The organism is Rhodanobacteraceae bacterium (assembly GCA_016713135.1).
Classification (GTDB): domain Bacteria; phylum Pseudomonadota; class Gammaproteobacteria; order Xanthomonadales; family SZUA-5; genus JADKFD01.
Window position 1 is genome coordinate 233,566 of sequence record JADJPR010000001.1, and the last position, 19,744, is coordinate 253,309.

At 68.8% G+C, this 19,744-nt stretch carries 14 protein-coding genes and 2 pseudogenes; 8 read left to right on the top strand and 8 right to left on the bottom strand.

Translation table 11 applies throughout. The features are described from left to right. Positions 1 to 27: 27 nt before the first annotated feature. Complete coding sequence (locus IPK27_00880) at positions 28 to 927, bottom strand: DUF2167 domain-containing protein (protein ID MBK8066214.1); 900 nt, start codon at positions 925 to 927, stop codon at positions 28 to 30. A gap of 189 nt (positions 928 to 1,116) precedes the next feature. On the opposite strand from IPK27_00880, the gene IPK27_00885 reads away from it, so the two are divergent. Further along, on the top strand, positions 1,117 to 2,937 hold the full coding sequence (locus IPK27_00885) for a cyclic nucleotide-binding domain-containing protein (protein ID MBK8066215.1): 1,821 nt from the start codon (positions 1,117 to 1,119) through the stop codon (positions 2,935 to 2,937). Between the two features lie 363 nt (positions 2,938 to 3,300). On the opposite strand, the gene IPK27_00890 is transcribed toward IPK27_00885, so the two are convergent. From IPK27_00890 to IPK27_00900, 3 genes are read right to left on the bottom strand one after another with little or no spacing between them, the layout of a single operon-like run. Continuing rightward, entirely contained in the window at positions 3,301 to 4,038 is a 738-nt protein-coding gene (locus IPK27_00890) for a response regulator transcription factor (GenBank protein ID MBK8066216.1), read from the bottom strand. Then, a complete protein-coding gene (locus IPK27_00895) occupies positions 4,016 to 5,110 on the bottom strand; it encodes a sensor histidine kinase (protein MBK8066217.1) in 1,095 nt (364 codons plus the stop codon). The genes IPK27_00890 and IPK27_00895 overlap by 23 nt, the downstream gene beginning before the upstream one ends. 6 nt (positions 5,111 to 5,116) lie before the next feature. Further along, positions 5,117 to 5,581 (bottom strand): DUF1499 domain-containing protein, encoded by a 465-nt coding sequence (locus IPK27_00900; protein ID MBK8066218.1) that lies wholly within the window; start codon positions 5,579 to 5,581, stop codon positions 5,117 to 5,119. Between the two features lie 79 nt (positions 5,582 to 5,660). On the opposite strand from IPK27_00900, the gene IPK27_00905 reads away from it, so the two are divergent. Further along, positions 5,661 to 6,287 (top strand): 4'-phosphopantetheinyl transferase superfamily protein, encoded by a 627-nt coding sequence (locus IPK27_00905; GenBank protein MBK8066219.1) that lies wholly within the window; start codon positions 5,661 to 5,663, stop codon positions 6,285 to 6,287. Positions 6,288 to 6,398: 111 nt separating this feature from the next. Here the strand turns inward: IPK27_00905 and IPK27_00910 are convergent, their stop codons facing one another. Beyond that, entirely contained in the window at positions 6,399 to 7,070 is a 672-nt protein-coding gene (locus tag IPK27_00910; GenBank protein ID MBK8066220.1) for a 3'-5' exonuclease, read from the bottom strand. Between the two features lie 416 nt (positions 7,071 to 7,486). On the opposite strand from IPK27_00910, the gene IPK27_00915 reads away from it, so the two are divergent. The 3 genes from IPK27_00915 to hemC all read left to right on the top strand — a co-directional run bounded on the left by IPK27_00915 (position 7,487) and on the right by hemC (position 10,861). Beyond that, on the top strand, positions 7,487 to 7,807 hold the full coding sequence (locus tag IPK27_00915) for a DUF485 domain-containing protein (GenBank protein ID MBK8066221.1): 321 nt from the start codon (positions 7,487 to 7,489) through the stop codon (positions 7,805 to 7,807). Then, positions 7,807 to 9,699 carry a cation acetate symporter gene (locus tag IPK27_00920; protein ID MBK8066222.1) on the top strand — a complete coding sequence of 631 codons (1,893 nt, stop codon included), beginning with the start codon at positions 7,807 to 7,809 and terminating at the stop codon, positions 9,697 to 9,699. Before IPK27_00915 ends, IPK27_00920 begins: the two co-directional genes overlap by 1 nt. A gap of 253 nt (positions 9,700 to 9,952) precedes the next feature. Next, entirely contained in the window at positions 9,953 to 10,861 is a 909-nt protein-coding gene (hemC, locus tag IPK27_00925; GenBank protein ID MBK8066223.1) for a hydroxymethylbilane synthase, read from the top strand. A 156-nt stretch (positions 10,862 to 11,017) separates the two neighbouring features. Here the strand turns inward: hemC and IPK27_00930 are convergent, their stop codons facing one another. After that, positions 11,018 to 11,608 carry a Uma2 family endonuclease gene (locus tag IPK27_00930; GenBank protein MBK8066224.1) on the bottom strand — a complete coding sequence of 197 codons (591 nt, stop codon included), beginning with the start codon at positions 11,606 to 11,608 and terminating at the stop codon, positions 11,018 to 11,020. A 140-nt stretch (positions 11,609 to 11,748) separates the two neighbouring features. Between IPK27_00930 and IPK27_00935 the strand changes: the two genes are divergently transcribed. Then, complete coding sequence (locus tag IPK27_00935) at positions 11,749 to 13,116, top strand: PQQ-dependent sugar dehydrogenase (GenBank protein MBK8066225.1); 1,368 nt, start codon at positions 11,749 to 11,751, stop codon at positions 13,114 to 13,116. Positions 13,117 to 13,175: 59 nt separating this feature from the next. Here IPK27_00935 and plsB read toward each other — a convergent pair. Further along, a pseudogene (plsB, locus tag IPK27_00940) lies at positions 13,176 to 15,830 on the bottom strand (glycerol-3-phosphate 1-O-acyltransferase PlsB). A 1,370-nt stretch (positions 15,831 to 17,200) separates the two neighbouring features. Between plsB and IPK27_00945 the strand changes: the two are divergent. Next, positions 17,201 to 18,160: pseudogene (locus tag IPK27_00945) on the top strand (phosphotransferase family protein). A 219-nt stretch (positions 18,161 to 18,379) separates the two neighbouring features. Here IPK27_00945 and xerD read toward each other — a convergent pair. Next, positions 18,380 to 19,312, bottom strand: coding sequence for a site-specific tyrosine recombinase XerD (gene xerD / locus IPK27_00950; protein MBK8066226.1), 933 nt, complete (start codon positions 19,310 to 19,312; stop codon positions 18,380 to 18,382). Between xerD and IPK27_00955 the strand changes: the two genes are divergently transcribed. Further along, positions 19,311 to 19,739 carry an RDD family protein gene (locus tag IPK27_00955; protein MBK8066227.1) on the top strand — a complete coding sequence of 143 codons (429 nt, stop codon included), beginning with the start codon at positions 19,311 to 19,313 and terminating at the stop codon, positions 19,737 to 19,739. The genes xerD and IPK27_00955 overlap by 2 nt on opposite strands. Positions 19,740 to 19,744: the final 5 nt, after the last annotated feature.

Consider the following 19,744-nt stretch of genomic DNA (forward strand, 5'->3'; position numbering starts at 1 on the left):
GGGCGCCGCGATCCGTTTGGCCGGCGCTCAGGCTGCGCCTTCCTTCTTCTTGCCGAACAGCTTGCCGATACCGGCGAACAGCAGGACCACGGCGGCGATCACCAGCTTCTTGCCGGCGATCAAGAGCGCCAGCAGCTTGGCCCACAGCCCGGTCTTTGCCGCGATGCCACCGGCGACCAGCGCCGCCAGGCCGTATTCGGCCGCCTTGTCAGTGGCCGGGTTGAAGTCGGCGTAGCGCGCGCCCTGGTTGAAGTCTACCGCAGCCAGCGCCTCGCCCATGCCGGGCTTGATCTGCGCCAGCTGGCCCATGCCGGCGACCGCCTGCATCACCAGCACACCGTGGCGGCCGAGCACGCGGACGTCATAGTTCAGGGTGTGCTCGCCCTGGCCTTCGAAGGCCAGTTCCTTGGCCCAGTGCAGCTTGTGGCTGGCCGCGTCGTAGCGCGGCGGCTCGGCCCAGCCGACGATCTCCACCGCGCCGTAGCCCTGCGCCTTGCGCGCCTCGTTGCTTTCCGCCGCGGAGGACTGCATCTCCCCGAGCAGCTCGGTGTAGTCGATCTCCTGCGCGTCCTCGTCGGAGACGTAGCCCTCTTCCTCGTACTGCAGCACGATGGCCCAGGAACGCTCGCCGTCGGCCAGGCTGATGTCGGCCGGCACCAGCATGCCGATCGCCTCGCTGCCCGGCGGGTTGCCCCACAGGTCCGTCAGCACGCGCTCGGCGTCGGCGCCGTCGAGGTAGCGCAGGCCCTGCGGCAGGTTGAGGGTGGCGCGCGCGGCCGTCAGCGTCACCTGGCCGTCCTGGAACTTCAGCGAATCGACGAAGGCCTGCACGCTGTCGCCCTGGTCCGCGGGGGCCTCGGCGGCGGCATCCGCTGGCGGCGCGGCCTCCTGGGCCAGCAGCGACAGCGGCAGGAACAGGGCGAACATCAGGGGCAACAGGCGCATCGCGGCGTCTCCGGGTCAGGCAGGGAATCTGCCGGACCAATCCCGCAGACGGGGCAAATGTAAACGAAACATGCGCGCTGTGTCACGACGGCGTGAAGGCCTTCGACCATCGGCCGATGTCGATGCGACTGGCTTGCCGCAATATGTGCCGACATCCAGCGGGCGCCCCCGATGACAGACAGCGCAGTGCAGGTCGAACTCGACACCCGCCAGGCGCCGTTCGACCTGCTGCCCGAATCGGTGCGCGCGTCCCTGCGCGCCGCGGTCGACCTGCACTACCTGCGCAAGAGCGAACGCCTGCTGGAAGCGGGCCAGCCTTCGACTCGTGTCTACGTGATCCTCAAGGGCCACGTGCAGGCCTTCGAGGCGCGCGAGGGCGGCGAGCAGCAGTTTGCCGACTACGGCCCGGGCGATGTGCTCGGTGCCTTCGCCGTGATCATGGGCAAGGCGCGCTACAGCTACCGGGCGCTCGAAGACACGCTCTGCCACGTGATCCCGGCCGAGCGCTTCCAGCAGCTGGTCAATGAGTTCCCGCGCTTCGCCGCGTGGTTCCACGCCGGGCTGTCGGCCAAGCGCAAGCTGCTCGCCGAGAGCGAGGCGCCGGCCGAGATGGGCCGCCTGATGCTGACGCGTGCAGGCGAGGCGCAGCTCGCGCCGGCACTGTTCGTCGATGGCGCCACCACCCTGGCCGAATGCGTGCGCATGATGCGTTCGCGCCATGTGACCTGCCTGCTGGTGGGCGACCCGGCCGACCCGGCGATCGCCACCCGCACCGACATTCTCTACGCGCTGGCGCTGTCCGGCACCGCGCCGGAAGCACCGGTGGCGCCGCTCGCCAGGCGCCCGCTGATCGCGGTGGAGGCGCATGCGGTGCTGTTCCAGGCGCTGGTGCGGATGACGCGACATCGCGTCGAGCGCGTGGTGGTGCGCGAGGGCGCGCGGATCCTCGGCACCCTGGGCCTGACCGAGGTGCTCAGCCACTACTCCAGCCAGTCGCACCTGATCGGCCTGCGCCTCGAACGCGCCGAGAGCATCGAGGAGATCGCCGCCGCCGCGCGCGGGCTGACTGACCTGGTCGCCAGCCTGCACGCGCAGGGCGCCAAGATGAGCTACCTGATGGAGTTGGTCAGCGCGCTCAACTCGCGCCTGATGGGCAAGCTCTTCGAGTCGCTGGTGCCGCCGGACATCCGCGAGCGCGTGTGCCTGCTGGTGCTCGGCAGCGAGGGCCGCAGCGAGCAGATCCTGAAGACCGACCAGGACAATGCGCTGATCCTCGCCGACGGGCCCGACTGGCCGCAGGCCGGCGAGGTCTGCGCGCAGTTCTCGGAGGCGCTGGCGCAGCTGGGATACCCGCCCTGCCCCGGCAAGGTGATGGTCAACAACCCGGCCTGGCGCCTGACCCAGTCCGAGTGGCGCGAGCGCCTGCTGCAATGGAGCGGCAACTACGAGCCGGCGGCGATGCTGGATCTCGCCATCGCGGTCGATGCGCGCCCGATCGCCGGCAATGCCGCGCTGTTCGAACCGCTGCAGCGGCAGATCGCCGCGCTCGGTGGCAACGATGGCCTGATGCGCCAGTTCGCAGCCCCGGCGCTGGCCTTCCACACGCCGCTGACCTTTTTCGGCAAGGTGCGCACCGACGAACACGGCCTGGACATCAAGAAAGGCGGCATCTTCCCGATCGTGCAGGGCCTGCGCGCGCTGGCGCTGAAACATCGCATCACGGAGACCAACAGCTTCCGCCGTGCCGACCTGCTGGTCGAGGCGGGCGCGCTGCACGAGCGCGACGCGCGCGATGCGCAGCAGGCGCTCAGCGTGTTCCTGCGCCTGCGCCTGACCGACCAGCTGCGCAAGCTCAAGCAGGGCGAGGCGATCGACAACCACATCGATGTCGCCGCGCTGCGCCGGCTGGACCGCGAACTGCTGCGCGACGCGCTGCGCGTGGTCAACCAGTTCAAGGACCTCGTCGCCGAGCGCTTCCGCCTCGCAGGGTGACCAGGCCCCATTCAACGCGGAGACGCAGAGGACGCGGAGAAAAGCGTGTGAAGCTCTTCTCTCCGTCTCAGCGTCTGCTTCAACCGGGAAGCCAGCGAAGAGCGGCGCCCTCCAACAGCCCGCAGCCCGCGCTCGTGGAGGGCGCCGCTCCCGCGGCGCCGCCTGTCCCGACGGCACCCGGCAGTCCACCGCAGCGCCACCGACGGGTGTCCTCCAGCAACCCGCGACCCGCGGAGAACGCCGCTCCAACGACCCAGTTAAACTCACAGACGCGGAGAACGCGGAGGAAAGCTTCAGGGGCTTTTCTCTGCGTCCCTTTGCGTCCTTGGCGTCTTTGCGTTGAACGTTTCCGTCGACGCGCCGCTACAGCTCGCGCAGCAGCTTGCGCAGCTGCGGCAGGTTGCGCCGGCTGACTTCAAGGGTTTCATGGCCGCCGCGCAGGCGAACCACGGTCTCGCCCGCGGCGTTCTTGCCCAGGCCCTCGATGCGCTCGCGCGAGACCAGGCAGTTGCGGTGCACGCGCACGAAGCGGTCGCCGAACTCCTCCTCCAGCGAGATCAGCGAGTCCTCGATCAGCACCTCGCCGCCGTCGTAATGCACCTCGACGTACTTGGCATCGGCGAGGAAGTGGCTGATCGCGCTGATCGCCACCAGTTTCATCTCGCCGCGCACGCGGGCGCAGATGTGGCTGCGCTGCTTGCGCGCCTCGCCGCCCTCGCCGCGCGGCTCGGCGGCGGCCTCGCCGTTGAACCTGCGCACGCGCTCCAGCGCGGCGAGCAGGCGCTCGCGGCGCACCGGCTTCAACAGGTAATCGACCGCTTCGGCATCGAATGCCGCCAGCGCATGGTCATCGTAGGCGGTGCAGAACACCACCGCCGGCGGATCGCTGCGCAAGGTCAGCCGACGCGCAACTTCCAGGCCGTCGATCCCGGGCATGCGGATGTCGAGAAGTACAAGATCCGGGTCGTGGCGGTCCACGGCCGCCAAGGCCAGCTGGCCATCCGCAGCCTCGCCCACCACCTCGACGCCCACAACGCCGGACAACAGCGAAGCCAGTCGCCTGCGTGCCAGGGGTTCGTCATCGACGATCAGCACTTTCATGATCGGTTCTCGCGTGACCCGGCAGGGGTAAACGCACCGTGACACCATAGTATCCACGCCGCTCGCGCACTTCCAGCGATGCGCGTCCGTCATAGGCCAGGCGCAGCCGCTGGCGCACGTTGCCCTGAGCCACGCCGTGTCCGGCGCGCGGTGCGCGCTCCAGCGGCATCGGGTTGTCGATGGCGATGGCAAGTTCATTGCCGGTCACGCTGGCCGAGATCCGCACCACGCCACCTTCGGGCAACGGCTGCACACCGTGATAGACCGCATTCTCCACCAGCGGTTGCAGCAGCAGCGGTGGCACTGCCAGGTGCAGTGGCGCTGCGTCGATGTCCCATTCCACCCGCAGGCGATCGCCGATGCGCAGCTGCTCGATGTCCAGATAGCGCCGGCACAGCTCCAGTTCGCGCTCCAGCGGGTGCGCGCGCTCGCCAGCGGCCAGCGCGGCGCGAAACAATTCGGCCAGATCCTCGATCACGCGCTCGGCGAGATCGGCATCCACGTGGATCAGCCCCGCCACGGTGTTCATGCTGTTGAACAGGAAATGCGGACGGATGCGCGCGGTCAGCGCCTCGACCTCGGCGCGCGCCTGCGCCTCCACCTGACGCTTCCACTGCACGTGCACATAGCCGTAGCGCAATCCGAGAGCCGCCATCAACAGCACGATGGCGACGATGCCGTGGACGAACGTCTCTCGTTGCTGCAGTTCCGCAGTCAGCCCCCAGCCCAGCTCGCGGTCGACGGTGTAGCCGATCCACGCCATCGTCCACGCGGTCAATGCCAGCACCAGGGTCACCGCGACCAGCGCGCCAGCGCCCGACAGCACCACCAGCCGTGGACGCAACAGGCATAGCACGGTGACCGAGCTCAGTGCGATCCACTGGGCCAGCACCGTGCCGATGGTCAGCGCGCGCAGCCAGCTGTCTTCGCCAACACCGGGCGAAAGCGTGGCGATGACGACCACGATCTCAGCCAGCAGCATCGCCGAATACACCGTCGCAGGCTGGCAGAACTGCGGCAGCCACTCGGCAGTGGGCGGCAGCTGCAGGCGGCTGCACAGCGAGGTCGCCATCGCAGCTCAGGGCTGGGCCAGGTAAGCCGCGCGCAGCGACTCCATGCGCTTGCGGTTGACCCCGAGGTCCGAGTAGCCGACACGCGAGCCGGAGCGCAGGTGCACGGTCGCCGAGGCATCGTCGAAGCGCAGCTCGATGTCGTCGATGAAGCGGAACAGCCCGCTCTGCTGGGTGGCGTGCCAATAGTCGCCCTGGCGCCGGTGGATCTGGGTGCGCGGCAGCGTGGCCAGCGCCGCGTTCAAGGCGCGCTCGCTGGCGGCGCGATCGCCGCGGTAGGGAAACGGGGAGATGCTGTGCTCACCGTCGGAACCCTCGCTGGCAACGCAATTGGGCCGGGCCTCGCAGGGCCGCAGCCGGCCTTCGACCAGGTCCAGGGTCGGTGGCGACTGGCGCGAAGCGTAGCTGCGCCAGGCGAACAGCAGCACCACGGCGAGAATCAGCGCGAGCAGCACCAGCACGGCAGTCTTCATGGGGTGTTCCACGAGCGGGACGCCTGCGATCATGCGCCCGAACCCGCGCGGCCGTCACCGCGATGCCGCCCCCTTGCCCATGCCGACCGACGTCCGTCCCGCAGCACTTCCGCCTGCCACGGTCCACTTGTGGTGGTGGACGTTGCCGCCGGAACTGCGCGCCGCAGATTCCGGCGCGCGCTCACGCTGGGTGTGGGGCCGGGTGCGCGCACAACTTGCATCGCTGGCGGACATCGATCCAGCCTTGTTGCGGATCAGCCGCTCCGCGAATGGCAAGCCGCAGTCACCGGATCTCGCCGACGCCTTCAGCCTGGCGCACGACGACGAGGTCGCGCTGCTGGCCACCGGCGCCGTCGGGCAACTCGGGGTGGACGTGATCGGCGAGCGTCCCTTCGCATCGGTCCGCCGCCTCGCGCGGCGGTTGTACCCCGCGCACGAACTTGCGCTGTGGGAAGCGCTGGACCCGGCGCAGCAGGCGCAGCAACTGCGCGAACGCTTCTGCGCCATCGAGGCGGTGGTCAAGGCACTCGACTGGCGATTGTGGTCCGGCCTGGGCAACATCCATTTCCTGCGCCAGGGGCGCATCGCCCGGGTCCCGCTCCGGCGCGCGCAACTGCACCTCGCCGGCGGGCGCCGCGACGATGCCACCTGGGCCATCGCCAGCGCCGGTGAGGTGGTGGGGTGCGTGCATCGCGAGGGTGGGTGAGGCGCTGCCTTGGAGGAGAAGCGGGGCAGGGGGCGGGGGGCAGGGGACCTGCTCGGCGGAACTTTCGGCGCCTGAAACGACTGGAAGCCCCCAGGGTGACGCCAGGACCGTTCAGGGCGAGGGGCTTGGCCCACTGCCCCCTGCCCCCTGCCCCGCTCCTTGCTCTGGTCGCCGCCCGAAGGCCCGCGCCTGCAACGCTGCATACACCAACCCCACGCTGACCGCGTCGCCGAGCGCGGTGTGGCGGCCCATCAGCGGCACGCCGACTGCGGCGGCGATCGTCTCCAGGCGCAAGTCCGGCTCGGCGTTCCCTTCGCGCACCGGCAGGCTGCGCATGTAGCGCCCGGCCAGTTCGATCCGCCGGTTTGGCAGGCGGAATCCATGCCGCGCGCGCGCCAGGCGATCGAGGATCGCGGCGTCGAAGGCCAGGTTGTAACCGAGCAGCGGACGGTTGGCGAGCCACAGCAGCAGCGCGTCGACCGCCTCGTCCAGGCTTCCGCCGGCCGCCGATTCGCCGGGCAGGATCCGGTGCACCCGGATCGATTCGATCCCGAAGTCGCGCGCGCTGCGCAGCAAGCGGACGAAGCGCTGCGACAGGCGCACGCCATGCGCATCGACCGGCACCGCGGCAATCGACAGCACCTCCGCCGTCACCGGATCCAGCGAAGTGGTCTCCAGGTCCAGCGACACCACCTCTTCCCCGCGATAACGCTCGAACAGCGGCGCGAAGCGCACATCGCGCAGCCGGCGGCGGTCGAGCATTCGGGTCAGGGCGTGGAGCATGGGGGAATCCGGGACGGCGAAGCGGGGGCGAGAAGCGGGGTGGAAATGCGGGGCAGGGGGCAGGGGACCTGAACCGGGGCAAGTGGCTGGGGGCCGGTCGACAAGAAGGCGGGGGGGGGGGGGTTTCGGGGGGCGGGCGGGGGCGAGTCCGCCCGGTTTCGCCCCCGGACAAGTCATGGGCTTGCCGCAAGTCACGTCCCCCGCCCCCTGCCCCCTGCCCCGCTCTTCTTGCGACAGGGATGGTCGCCCGCGCCGCTGCCCCCAGCGCCCCCTTCCCCGCTCTTCACCCCCGCCTTTTTTAGAGCTTTCCCTCGACCAATAGCTAATTGTCGCCAGAGCCCCTCGAATCGACGATGGCATCACGGCTTCTGCACACCCGTGCGGGGGCCGATCCGAGTTCTAGGGAGGGGATCCACATGGCTGCAACGATGAATTGGGCCGCGGTGAACGCGGACCCGCGGTTCCAGGCACTGCACCGGAAGAAAACCCGGTTCCTGTGGGGCCTGATGGCGTTTTCGGTTGTCTATTACTTCCTGCTGCCGATCGGCGCGGCGTACTTCACGGACCTGTTCAAGACCAAGGTCTGGGGTGTGATCAATTTCGGCCTGGTGTTCGCCTGGTCGGAATTCATCGTGGCCTGGGGCCTGGCCTGGATCTACGCCCGACGCGCCAACGCCGAATTCGATGCGCTGGCCGCCGAGATCAATCGCGACGCGATGAAGAACGGAGGCAACTGATGAACATCCAACGACTCCTCACCGGCGCAGCGCTCTCGCTGCCGCTGCCGGCCCTGGCTCAAGGCGCCGTGGCGCCCGAGTACAAGTGGCTGACCTTCCTGGTCTTCGGCTGCATCATCGCGCTGACCATGTTCGTGACCTACCTGGCCGCGCGCCGGGTCAAGAGCGCGTCGCAGTTCTACGCCGCGGGCCGCTCGGTCTCCGGTATCCAGAACGGCTGGGCGATCGCCGGCGACTACCTGTCGGCCGCCTCCTTCCTCGGCATCGCCGGCCTGATCTCGCTGTACGGCTACGACCGCTTCATGTACTCGGTGGGCTGGCTGGTGGCCTACATCACCGTGTTGCTGGTGATTGCCGAGCCCTGCCGCAACATCGGCAAGTACACCCTCGGCGACATCCTCGCTTTCCGCAACGACCCGAAGAAGTCCAAGACCGTCGCCGCGATCAGCACCATCGTGGTGTCGATCTTCTACCTCACCGCGCAGATGGTCGGCGGCGGCGTGCTGGTCAAGACCCTGATCGGCATCGACTACGAAGTGTCGGTGATCGCGGTCGGCGTGCTGATGCTGGCCTATGTGGTGTTCGGCGGCATGGTCGCCACCACCTGGGTGCAGATCATCAAGGCGGTACTGCTGGTGGCGGCCTCGCTGATCCTGGTGTTCTTCACCTGGATGCCCTACGGCTTCAGTCTGCCGGGCTTCCTCGAAGCCGCCGTGTCCGATCCGAAGATCCAGGCGCAGGTGGCCAAGCTGCTGGGCGACCCGGCCACCGCGATGAGCGCGACCGAACTCGGCCAGCGCTTCCTCGAACCCGGCCTGTACCTGAAGAACCCGATCGACCAGATCTCGCTGGGCATGGCTCTGGTGCTCGGCACCGCCGGCATGCCGCACATCCTGATGCGCTTCTTCACCGTGCCGACCGCCAAGGATGCGCGCACTTCGGTGATCTGGGCGATGGCGATCATCGGCGGCTTCTACGTGCTGACGCTGTTCCTCGGCCTCGGCGCGGCGATGAACGTGGGTGCGGCCAAGATCAGTTCGATCGACGCAGGCGGCAACATGGCCGGCCCGCTGCTGGCGCAGTACATCGGCGGCGGCGAGAACTCGATCCTCGGCAATCTGTTCCTGGCCTTCGTCGCCGCGGTGGCCTTCGCCACCATCGTCGCGGTGGTCGCCGGTCTGGTGTTGGCCTCCGCCTCGGCCATGAGCCATGACATCTGGGTGGGCGTGGTCAAGGGCGAGCATGCGACGCAGGAAGAGGAAGTCCGCGCCGCGCGCATCTCCTCGATCATCGTCGGCATCGTGGCGATCGTCATCGGCATCCTCGCCAAGGGCCAGAACGTGGCGCACCTGGTGGCGCTGGCCTTCGCCGTGGCGGCCTCGTCCAACCTGCCGGCCGTGCTGCTGACCCTGTACTGGAAGGGCTGCAACACCAAGGGCGTGGTGCTCGGCATGACCGTCGGCGCGCTCACCGCCATCGGCCTGGTGATGGTCAGCCCGAACATGACCTACCCGATCGCCCTGCGCGCCGCCAACCAGCCGATCGTCGACGCCGCGCCGGCCAAGATCGCCGCGGCCGAGGCGACCCTGGCCGCCGCGACCGACGATGCCTCCCGCGCTGCCGCGCAGAAGGCCGTCGACGGCGCCAAGGCCGCGCTCGCGGGCGCGCAGGCCAAGATCGCCTCGGTCGCCGGCAGCGACACCAGCATCGTCGGCCTGAAGGAACCGCTGATCACGCTGAAGAACCCCGGCATCATCTCGATCCCGCTGGGCTTCCTGTGCGTGCTGCTCGGCTCGTTGCTCGGCCGCGAGAAGCGCTCCGAGGAGATGTGGGAAGAACTCTACGTGCGCCAGAACACCGGCATCCACGCCGAGGGCGCGGTTTCCCACTGATCGCGGTTTGCGTTGAACCAACCCGCGCCGGCACCTCCCGCCGGCGCGGGTTTCTCTTTTGGAAAAAGGGAAAAGGAAAAGGGAAAAAGGTAGGGCGCGAACCCGACGGGTTGCGTTTGGCTGTTCTGGTGTCTCCGTGGGTGCAAAGTCCACCAACCTGCGGCATCGCTGGTCGCTCTTCCCTTTCCCTTTTTCCTTTTTCCCTTTTCCTGTTCTACTGGACTGCTCGAAGCCGCCACGTCGCAAGCAACCCATGCTCCTCCGCATCGCCACCCGCAAGTCCCAGCTCGCCCTCTGGCAGACGGAGCACGTCGCCGCGCGCCTCAAGGCGCTGGATCCGACGCTGGTGGTGGAGCTGGTGCCGCTGTCCACCCGTGGCGACGAGGTGCTGGACCGCTCGCTCGCGGCGATCGGCGGCAAGGGGCTGTTCCTCAAGGAGCTGGAACTCGCGCTGGAACGCGGCGAGGCGGACATCGCGGTGCATTCGCTGAAGGACGTGCCGGTGGAGCTGGAACCTGGTTTCGAGCTGGCGGCGATCCTGGCGCGCGAGGATCCGGCCGATGCCTTCGTCAGCAACCACCACGATGGCCTGGACGCGCTGCCGCCGGGCGCGGTGGTCGGCACCTCATCGCTGCGCCGTCACGCGCAGCTCAAGGCACGCCGCCCGGACCTGCAGGTGCGCGATTTGCGCGGCAACGTCAACACGCGCCTGGCCAAGCTCGACGCCGGCCAGTACGACGCGATCATCCTCGCCGTCGCTGGCCTCAAGCGCCTGGGTTTCGACGCGCGCATCCGCGCCCGCCTGACCGCGCCCGAGTGGCTGCCAGCCGCGGCGCAGGGCGCGATCTGCATCGAGACCCGCGCCGGCGACCACGCGGTGATCGAACGCGTGCGCGCGCTGCACGATGCCGACACCGCCGCGCGCATCCGCGCCGAGCGCGCGATGAACCAGCGCCTCGGCGGCAGCTGCCAGGTGCCGATCGCGGCGCTGGCGCTGCGCCAAGGCAATGAGCTGCACCTCGAAGGCCTGGTCGGCCACGTCGCCAGTGGCCGCCTGGTGCGCGCCGAAGCGTGGGGGTCCGTCGATACGCCTGAGGCACTCGGCAACGCCGTCGCCCAGGCCCTGCTCGACGCCGGCGCGGGGGCGCTGCTGCAGGCCTGATCGACCGCGTTGCCGGGCCAGTTCAACGCGGAGACGCGGAGGACGCAGAGGAACGCGGAGAGAAGCGGAGGAAGGCAGGGATGCTCTTCTCCGCGTTCTCTGCGTCTCTGCGTTTGATCGGGTTGGTGTGCGCGTCTCCGCGTTCAACCAGTTCGATCAATCCGCGTCCAGCGCGGGATACAGCCCGGTGAAGTCGATGCCCACGCCGGGCACCGAGGAAAGTTCGATGCGCCCGCTGGCCTCGACGATCTCCGGCGGCGCGAAGGCACCGGCGGGGCTCCGGCGATAGATCGTCAGCACGCCATCCACCGGATGCAGGATCCAGAATTCCGCCACGCCGGCGCGCTCGTAGACGGCGCGCTTGCGAATCTGGTCGTGGCTGGCGCTGGACGGGCTCAGGACCTCCAGCACGAAGGTCGGCGCCCCGCGCACGCCGCGGCGATCGATGCGGCTCGTGTCGCAGACGATCAGCACATCCGGCTGGACCACCGTGTCCACCCGCTCATCCGCCTCATTGCCTTTGGGCAGGCGTACGTCCAGCGGGGCGATCGCCGGGCGGCAGGGCTTGCCGGTGAGCTGGTTGGCAACCTGGCGGAAAATCTCGCCCGCCAGCTCCTGGTGCCGCCAGTTCGGCGCGGGCGCCATCGGGTAGGCAGTGCCGTCGATCAGCTCCCAGCGCTTGTCATCCTGCCAGCCGAGGTAGTCGCCGTAGGTGACGGGTTTGGCATGGGGTGCGGGGCTGGACATGGCATCGACCGGTGGTCGTGATTCACGACAGTGTAGCGCGGCTGTCCATGGTCCCGTTTGCTGCGCCGCCGGCCGTGCATCACATCCACCACCGACAGCAGCCGTTATGCTGCGCGCTTCCAAGCATTCGGGAATATCCGATGATCCGCCGATCCCTGACCGCCGCCCTGGTTCTCGCGAGCGCCCCTGCATTCGCCCAGACCCTGCCGCCGGATCTCGCGCTGACCGACATCTGTCCGGCCTGCACGGCCTTCGACCGCCCCCTGATCGTGCGCCATGCCGGCGACGGCAGCGGTCGGCTGTTCGTGGTCGAGCAGATCGGCAACATCCGGATATTCGTCAATGGCGCCTACCTGACCACGCCATTCCTGACCTTCGTCGGGCCCGGCAATGCACCACCGGGCGGCTTCGTCGCGGTGGGCGGCACCGGCGACGAGCGCGGCCTGCTCGGGCTGGCCTTCCATCCGGACTTCGCGCAGAACGGCTATCTCTACATCAACTACAACGACAGCAGCGGCGACACGGTCGTTGCCCGCTACACCGTGAGTCAGTCCAACCCGAATGTCGTGGATACCGCCACGCGATTGGTGATCCTGCGCGTCGACCAGGACTTCAGCAACCACAACGGCGGCAACATTCTGTTCGGACCCGATGGCTACCTCTACATCGGCATGGGCGATGGCGGCAGCGGCAACGACCCGTGCAATCGTGCGCAGAGCCTGACGCCGGCCGACCTGGTCCCGAACGAAGGAACCTCGGGTTGTCCCGCGGACAGCGCCTTCGTGAATTCGGGCGGCAATGCCGATTCGCGCACGCTGCTGGGCAAGATGCTCAGGCTCAATGTCGATACCACGACGGCTGCGGGCGCGAACGAACTGTGCGCCAGCAACGCCGACGGCTCGGCAAATTACGCCATCCCTGGGGACAATCCCTTCCTCGGTACCGCGCGCCTCACTGGCGCCTGCGACGAGGTCCTGGACTACGGACTGCGCAACCCCTGGCGCTTCAGTTTCGACCGGGAGACCGGGGCGTTGTTCATCGGCGATGTCGGGCAGAGCGCCCAGGAGGAGATCAGCTATCGGCCTGCCGGGCCGATCGGCGCGCCGATCAACTTCGGCTGGGACTGCCGCGAAGGCACGGGCTCCGCTGGCGGCACCTGTCGCGTCGGCGATACCCTCACTGGCCCGATCCTGGCCTACGGCCGATCGGCCGGATTCGCGGTGACAGGCGGCTATCGCATCCGCGGAACCATCCCGCTGCTCAATGGCCTGTACGTCTACGCCGATTACGGATCACGCAATGTGTGGTTCGCGGAAGAGACCGCGCCCGGAACCTTTGGCCCGCAGCCGACCACGGCGAACCGCTGGGGACAAGCCCCGAGTGGCGTCGCCAGTTTCGGTGAGGATGAGGACGGGCGGATCTACGTCGCCGCCTTCAACGGGAAGATCTACCGCTTCACCAGTAACACCGAGCTGCCGCCGGTGCTGTTCGCCAACGGGTTCGAATGACCGGGTTCCGGCCGCGCCGGCAGCCAATCGAGCCGGGGAAGCGCTGCGCGCTCCCCGGCCTACGCCTCGCCCTTCGTCGCCTCCGGCTTCTCCGTCGGCCCGCTGAGCGCCGCGCGCGCCTCGGGGGTGATCGCGACGATGCCCTGGCGCAGTTCGCGCGAGAGGATGATGCGGGCGTCGGAGCCGAGCTGGTTCAGCTCCTGGCCGAAGGTCAGCTTGCCGTTGTCGTCCACGCTGACGATGCCCTGCGACTTGAGCATCTGGATGAAGCTCTTGAACAGCGCGCGGTCGCCGAATTCGGGGCCGGAGAGTTCGTGCAGCAGGGCCATGCGCTGGGCGGTGACGTGGCACAGGGTCTCGAGCTCGCCGGAAGACAGCGTGCCCGGGCCATTCTTGCCGAGCAGCGCGATCACCACGTAGTAGCGCTGGAAGGTCTGCAGCAGGCTGTGCGCGAGCACGCGCAGGCCGAAGAAGGCGTCGCCGCCGTCGGCGGGGCGGCTGACCCAGCGGCCGTCCGCATCGACATTGATCAGGCCATGGCGGCCGAGGAAATCCGTCGCGGCGTCGATGCGCTCGGAGAACTCGTCGGTGGTCCACGGCAGGAACAGCTCGGTCTGCAGGAAGGGGTAGACCATCCTTCCCAACCGCGCCAGGCCGGCGCGCGACAACCGCCGCGTGTTGAGCAGGCAGCAGGCCACCCAGCTGACCGCGGCGAACACGTGCATGACGTTGTTGCGGTAGTAGCTGAGGAGCACGCCCTGGTCGCCCTCGGCGCTCAGCACGTCGCCTAGCGGGTGCTTCAGGCGGCGGATCCAGCCCATCTGCTCGCCGTAGGCCACGATCTCGGCCGGCGTCATCGGCGTGCGCGTGATCCGCGCGCTGTAGGGCAGCTCGGCCAGCAGGTCGAGGTAGATCTGCAAGTGCGCCTTGAGGTCGGCCTCGCCGATGGCGTGCTTGGGCGTGCCCAGGATCACCAGCGCCAGCAACGCGACCGGATTGACGTCGGCGGCGGCGTTGATGTTCTCGAGGATCTTGTGCGCCAGGTCGTCCACCGCGCCGGAGAACCAGCCCGGACGGTCGTTCTCCCCGGTGGTCTGCTCGCGCCAGTAGGTGCGTTCGCGGAGAGGATGTCGTCGAGCAGGATCGGCTCGCCGAAATTGACGGCGACCCGCCCGTAGCGGTGGCGCAGCACGGACAACGAACGCACCAGACCGACCATCGATTCCTTGGCCTTGGGCTGGCCGGACAACTCGCCGAGGTAGCTCTTGCCCTCGATCAGTTTTTCGTAGCCAAAGAACACCGGCTGGAACAGCACCGGCTTGGCGCGTTCGCGCAGGTAGGCGCGCACGGTCATCGCCAGCATCCCGGCGCGCGGCGGCAGCAAGCGCCCGGTGCGGCTGCGCCCGCCTTCGATGAAGTACTCGAGCGCCACGCCCTGGCGCACCAGCTGGGTGACGTACTCGCTGAACACGGTCGAGTACAGCGCGTTGGACTTGAAGCTGCGGCGCAGGAAGAAGGCACCGCCGCGGCGCAGGATCGAACCCACCAGCGGCAGGTTGAGGTTGACGCCGGCCGCGATGTGCGGCGGCACCAGCCCGTTGCGGTACAGCATGTACGACAGGATCAGGTAGTCGATGTGGCTGCGGTGGCTGGGCACGTAGACCACTTCATAGCCCGGCGCCTGCTGGCGGAAGGCGTCGAAGTGGTTCATCCGGATGCCGTCGTAGATGCGGTTCCAGAAGCCCTGCAGGATGAACGACAGCGAGCGCACCACCGGGTGCGAGTAGTCCGCGGCGATCTCGCGCGCGTAGGCCTCGGCCTTTCTCTGCGCGGCGCGCTGGCCGCCCTTCTCTTTCGCCGCCTGCGCCGCAATCGCCGCGCGCACGGCATCGGTGCGCAGCAAATTGTCCACCAGGGTACGCCGGTGCGACAGATCCGGGCCGATGACGGCGCCGCGGATCCGGCGGAAGTGCACGCGCAGCAGCAAGGACAGCTTGTGCGCCGCGCGCCGGAGGTCTTCCGCCTCGGGGGCGTTCTTGCCGACCAGCACCGGCGGGCTGAACTGCACCAGGGTGTTGCGGCCGTTGAACAGGATCGCGAGCAGGCGGCGGAAGCGGCCGACCACCACCCAGTTCTCGCTGAACAGCACCTTGAACCAGCCATCGGTGCGGTCCGGCGCGCGGCCGACGATGATCGACACCGGGATCAGCTGGACCTGCGCTTCCGGGTCGCGCCGGATCGCCGCCAGCAGGCGCTCCAGGCGCTCGGTGCGGTCGCGCAGCCGGCGATGGTTGAGCAGCCAGCCACTGCGTTTTTCCACCGCGATGAAAGCGCGCGGCGGGCGGCTCAAGGTCACCAGCGGCAGCGGATCGATCGGGCGCGGCCAGCCGGCTTCGCGGCAGGCGCGGTCGAGGATGGCCAGGTTCGACAGCCCGTGGCGGTCCAGCACGTAGCAGACCGGCCTGGCGGGATCGAAGGGCGCGCGATCGGATTCGGGGGTGATCCGCTTCAGGCGCAGGAATGGGTGCAGCAAGGTATCGACCAGGGCCAGCAGTGCACGCCGGAACCAGGGCGCCTTGAGCGTCGTACTCGGGGCGGTTTCAGTCATGGCGGTATGCCGCCGCCGCGGGCGCAGTGCGCCCGCGGCAGCCGGCAGCGACGGACTTATTCGCCCGCGGCTTCTTCTTCGGACTCTTCGTCGGCCGCGGCGTCATCGCCTTCGGCCACCTGCGCGGCTTCCTCGGCCTTGGCCTTCTCCAGCTGCGCCAGCATGTCCTTGCCGTACCACTTGCCGTCGACCTTCTGCATCTCGCTCTCGAAGCTCATCGGCGCATCGAACAGCGCGTAGCTGACCTTGAGCTTGGCAGTGTCGCCGGCTTCGCTGACGATCTCGGTCTTGACGCTGTCGGCGATCGCATCCAGCGAGAAGCCGTAGGCGGCCAGCGCGTTCTTGACGCCGCCGACGGCCGGGCCGACCTTGGCCAGCATCTCGTCGAAGCTCAGCGCCTTGATGTCGTCCAGCTTGGTGATGCCGGTGGCGCGCAGGCCGTCGGCCAGCGCCGTCAGCGACTTGCGCATCAGCGCCGGATCGGCGAAATCGGTCTTGCCCAGCCAGCCCGACAGGCCGTTCATGAACGCCGTGGCCTGGGCCTTCTGCGCGTCGGTCAGGTCGGTGCTCTCGGCGATGGTCATGGTCGCCATGCCCTGGCCCATCGCGATCATGCCGGCCAGCTGCGGCTTCAGCTGCGCCAGCTGCGGCTCCATCTCGGCCATGATCTTGTCGACGCCGTCGGCGGCGGTGATCTTGCCCCAGCTGTCGGCGAACTCGGCGCGGTCTTCGTCGGTGATCGGCTCGGCGCGGTTCTTGTCCCACTCGCTGCGCATGCGCTCGATCTCTGCCGCCGGCAGTGCGGCTTCGAGCAGGCCCTTCAGGTCATTGGAACGGAAGGCCTTGATTTGCGCATCCATCGCGGCAGAGGCGGTCGCCGCCGGTGCGACTGCCTGCATCGCGGCCTTCTCGGCCGGCGCGGCGTTCTGGGTGGCCTCGTCCTTGCCACAGCCCACGAGCAGCGCGCTGGCCAGGGCCACGGCGATCAGCGAATGACGGAACGACATGGTGATACTCCTTCGGATTCGATATCGGGCTGGGCGCCGGCAGGCGCCCGGGTGCGCTGCTGTGCGGACGAGTGGTCGTGAAGACGACGGGCCCGTGGCGGGGGCGCACTCTATCCCGCGCCCGATTGCCGCGCAAACGCAGGCGTATGGGCGGTGCGGGCGGGTTAACAAATGCGATGAAGGTTGTGGGCCGTACGGCGTTGAAGGTTGTGGGTTGTGGGTTGTGAGTTGTGGGTTGTGGGCAGCAAAGCCCTGTATTCCGACCGCCAGTGGGAGCGGCTTCAGCCGCGATCTGCTTCTGGCGGCCGCAGGAAAGATCGCCGACAGAGTCGGCTCCCACAGACCCGCGGCCCCCGGGCTTCGCTGCCCGCAACCCAGAACCCACAACCCACAACCTTCACCGCATTGCGGCTCACAACCTGCCATTCACGGCCCTATGCTCGGCGAACCCGTCAGACCGCGCCGCCCCATGACCGACCCCTTCGCCCTGCCCGAAGCCGCGCTCGCGGCCTACCTCGAACGCCAGGTGGCCGGTTTCGCCGGGCCGCTGACCGCGACCAAGTTCAAGGGCGGGCAGTCGAACCCCACCTACCTGATCGAGGCGGCCTCGGGGAACTATGTGCTCAGGCGCAAGCCGCCGGGCCTGCTGCTGGCCTCGGCGCACGCGGTGGACCGCGAGTTCCGCGTGCTCGAAGCGCTGTCGCGCACCGCGGTGCCGGTGGCCGCGCCGCTGCACCTGTGCACCGACGACTCGGTGATCGGCTCGATGTTCTACCTGATGAGCCATGTGCCGGGCCGGATCTTCTGGGATCCGGCGCTGCCGGAACTGGCGCGCGAGGCGCGCGGCGATCACTTTGATGCGATCCTGCGCACGCTGGCCGCGCTGCACGCGGTGGACGTCGGCGCGGTGGGCCTGGCCGACTACGGCAAGCCCGGCAACTACTTCGCGCGCCAGCTCAAGCGTTGGAGCGAGCAGTACCGCGCCAGCGAACTGGCGCGCATCGAGCCGATGGAGCAACTGATCGAGTGGCTCGCCGCGCACGTGCCGGAGGACGACGGACAAACCGCGCTGGTGCATGGCGACTGGCGCATCGACAACCTGATCTTCGATGCCAACGAGCCGCGCGTGCGCGCGATCGTCGACTGGGAACTGTCCACCCTCGGCCACCCGCTGAGCGACCTCGGCTACTTCTGCATGGCGCTGCGGCTGCCGCGCAATCCGGTGATCCCGGGGCTGAAAGGCATCGACCGCGCCGCGGAAGGCCTGCCCAGCGAGCGCCAGATCGTCGAGCGCTATGTCGCGCTGACCGCGCGCGACGCCTTCAGCGACTGGCCCTTCATCCTCGCCTTCAACTTCTTCCGCCTCGCCGCGATCGCCCAGGGCGTGGCCAAGCGCGCGGTCCAGGGCAACGCGTCGAGCGCCCAGGCGGATGCGACCGGGCGCATGGTGCCGGTGATCGCGGCGCTGGGGATGGAGGCGGCGACGAGGGCACGAATGCCCAGGGCACGAGGGCACGTAGAGCGCGCGGAAACACGGTTTGGCGTGTTGAAGAGAGCAGGCAATGTCACGACAACGTGCCGGAATGCGAGCCTTTACGTGCCCTCGTGCCCTCGTGCCCTCGTGCCCTCGTGCCCTCGTGCCCTCGTCTCAAGCCCGCGGATGGTGCTTGCGGTGCATCGCCTTCAGCCCCTCGCGGGCGATGTGGGTGTAGATCTGGGTGGTCGACAGATCGCTGTGGCCGAGCAGCAGCTGGACCACGCGCAGGTCGGCGCCGTGGTTCAGCAGATGGGTGGCGAAGCTGTGGCGCAGGGTGTGCGGCGACAGGCTGCCGCGCACGCCGGCGAGCACGGCGTAGCGCTTGATCAGCAGCCAGAAGCCCTGGCGGGTCATCGCCTCGCCGCGCTGGGTGATGAACAGCGCCGGCTGCGGGCGCGGGTGGATGGCGGGGCGCGCCTCCTGCAGGTAGCGCACGATCCAGTGCTGCGCCTCGTCGCCGAGCGGCACCAGGCGCTCCTTGCTGCCCTTGCCGCGCACGCGCAGCACGCCCTGCGCCAGGCTGATCTGCTCGCCGCGCAGCGAGACCAGCTCGCTGACGCGCAGGCCGGTGGCGTACAGCAGTTCCAGCATCGCCTTGTCGCGCAGGCCGAGCGGGGTGTCGAGGTCCGGCGACTTGAGCAGCGCCTCGACCTCGCTCTCGGTGAGTGCCTTGGGCAGCGCACGCGGCAGCTTGGGGGTGGACAAATCGAGCGCCGGATCGTCGCTGCGCAGGCCCTGCTCGACCATCCACGCACCGAACTGCTTCAGGGTCGACACCAGCCGCGCGCCGGAGCGCGGTTTCATGCCGGCGGCGTGGCGCGCGGCAAGGTAGTCGAACAGCACGCCGCGGTCGGCATCCGGCAGGCTGCGCCCGCGCCCGGCCAGCCAGCCGGCCAGGCCGCGCAGGTCCGCGCCGTAGCTGGCGAGCGAGGCCTTGGCCAGCCCGCGCTCGGCCCAGGCCTGTTCGAGGAAACGCGCGATCAGGCGCGTGTCGGCCGGCGTCGGCTCGGGCGCGCTATCGTTGCCGGGTTCGGTGGATGTCATGAATTCGATGCGGACCCTGGAATCTGCGAAGTGGTGGAAGCGCCTGATGGCGATCGTATACGACTGCCTGATCGTCGTCGGCCTGCTGATGGTGGCCAGTTTCGCGGTGCTGCCGTTCACCGGCGGCAAGGCGGTGCCGGCGCACACTTGGTGGTACCAGGCCTGGCTGCTGGCGGTGCTGTGGGCCTATTTCGCGCTGTCCTGGTGGCGCGGCGGCCGCACCGTCGGCGCGCGCGCGTGGAAGCTGGAGATCCGCGACCTGGGCGGCCGCTTCCCCAGCCTGGCGCGCGCCAGCCTGCGCGCGGCCCTCGCCGTCCCGTCGATCGGCCTGGCCGGCCTCGGCCTGCTCTGGTGCCTGATCGACCGCGAGGGCCAGAGCGCGCATGACCGTCTCTCCGGGACGCAGTTGCTGCAGGAATCGAAATAGCGCAA

Coding starts and splice junctions, on each gene's coding strand:
- IPK27_00880 (MBK8066214.1), bottom strand. CDS start 927: ATGTTCGCCCTGTTCCTGCCGCTGTCGCTGCTGGCCCAGGAGGCCGCG.
- IPK27_00885 (MBK8066215.1), top strand. CDS start 1,117: ATGACAGACAGCGCAGTGCAGGTCGAACTCGACACCCGCCAGGCGCCG.
- IPK27_00890 (MBK8066216.1), bottom strand. CDS start 4,038: ATGAAAGTGCTGATCGTCGATGACGAACCCCTGGCACGCAGGCGACTG.
- IPK27_00895 (MBK8066217.1), bottom strand. CDS start 5,110: ATGGCGACCTCGCTGTGCAGCCGCCTGCAGCTGCCGCCCACTGCCGAG.
- IPK27_00900 (MBK8066218.1), bottom strand. CDS start 5,581: ATGAAGACTGCCGTGCTGGTGCTGCTCGCGCTGATTCTCGCCGTGGTG.
- IPK27_00905 (MBK8066219.1), top strand. CDS start 5,661: ATGCCGACCGACGTCCGTCCCGCAGCACTTCCGCCTGCCACGGTCCAC.
- IPK27_00910 (MBK8066220.1), bottom strand. CDS start 7,070: ATGCTCCACGCCCTGACCCGAATGCTCGACCGCCGCCGGCTGCGCGAT.
- IPK27_00915 (MBK8066221.1), top strand. CDS start 7,487: ATGGCTGCAACGATGAATTGGGCCGCGGTGAACGCGGACCCGCGGTTC.
- IPK27_00920 (MBK8066222.1), top strand. CDS start 7,807: ATGAACATCCAACGACTCCTCACCGGCGCAGCGCTCTCGCTGCCGCTG.
- hemC (MBK8066223.1), top strand. CDS start 9,953: ATGCTCCTCCGCATCGCCACCCGCAAGTCCCAGCTCGCCCTCTGGCAG.
- IPK27_00930 (MBK8066224.1), bottom strand. CDS start 11,608: ATGTCCAGCCCCGCACCCCATGCCAAACCCGTCACCTACGGCGACTAC.
- IPK27_00935 (MBK8066225.1), top strand. CDS start 11,749: ATGATCCGCCGATCCCTGACCGCCGCCCTGGTTCTCGCGAGCGCCCCT.
- IPK27_00955 (MBK8066227.1), top strand. CDS start 19,311: ATGAATTCGATGCGGACCCTGGAATCTGCGAAGTGGTGGAAGCGCCTG.
- xerD (MBK8066226.1), bottom strand. CDS start 19,312: ATGACATCCACCGAACCCGGCAACGATAGCGCGCCCGAGCCGACGCCG.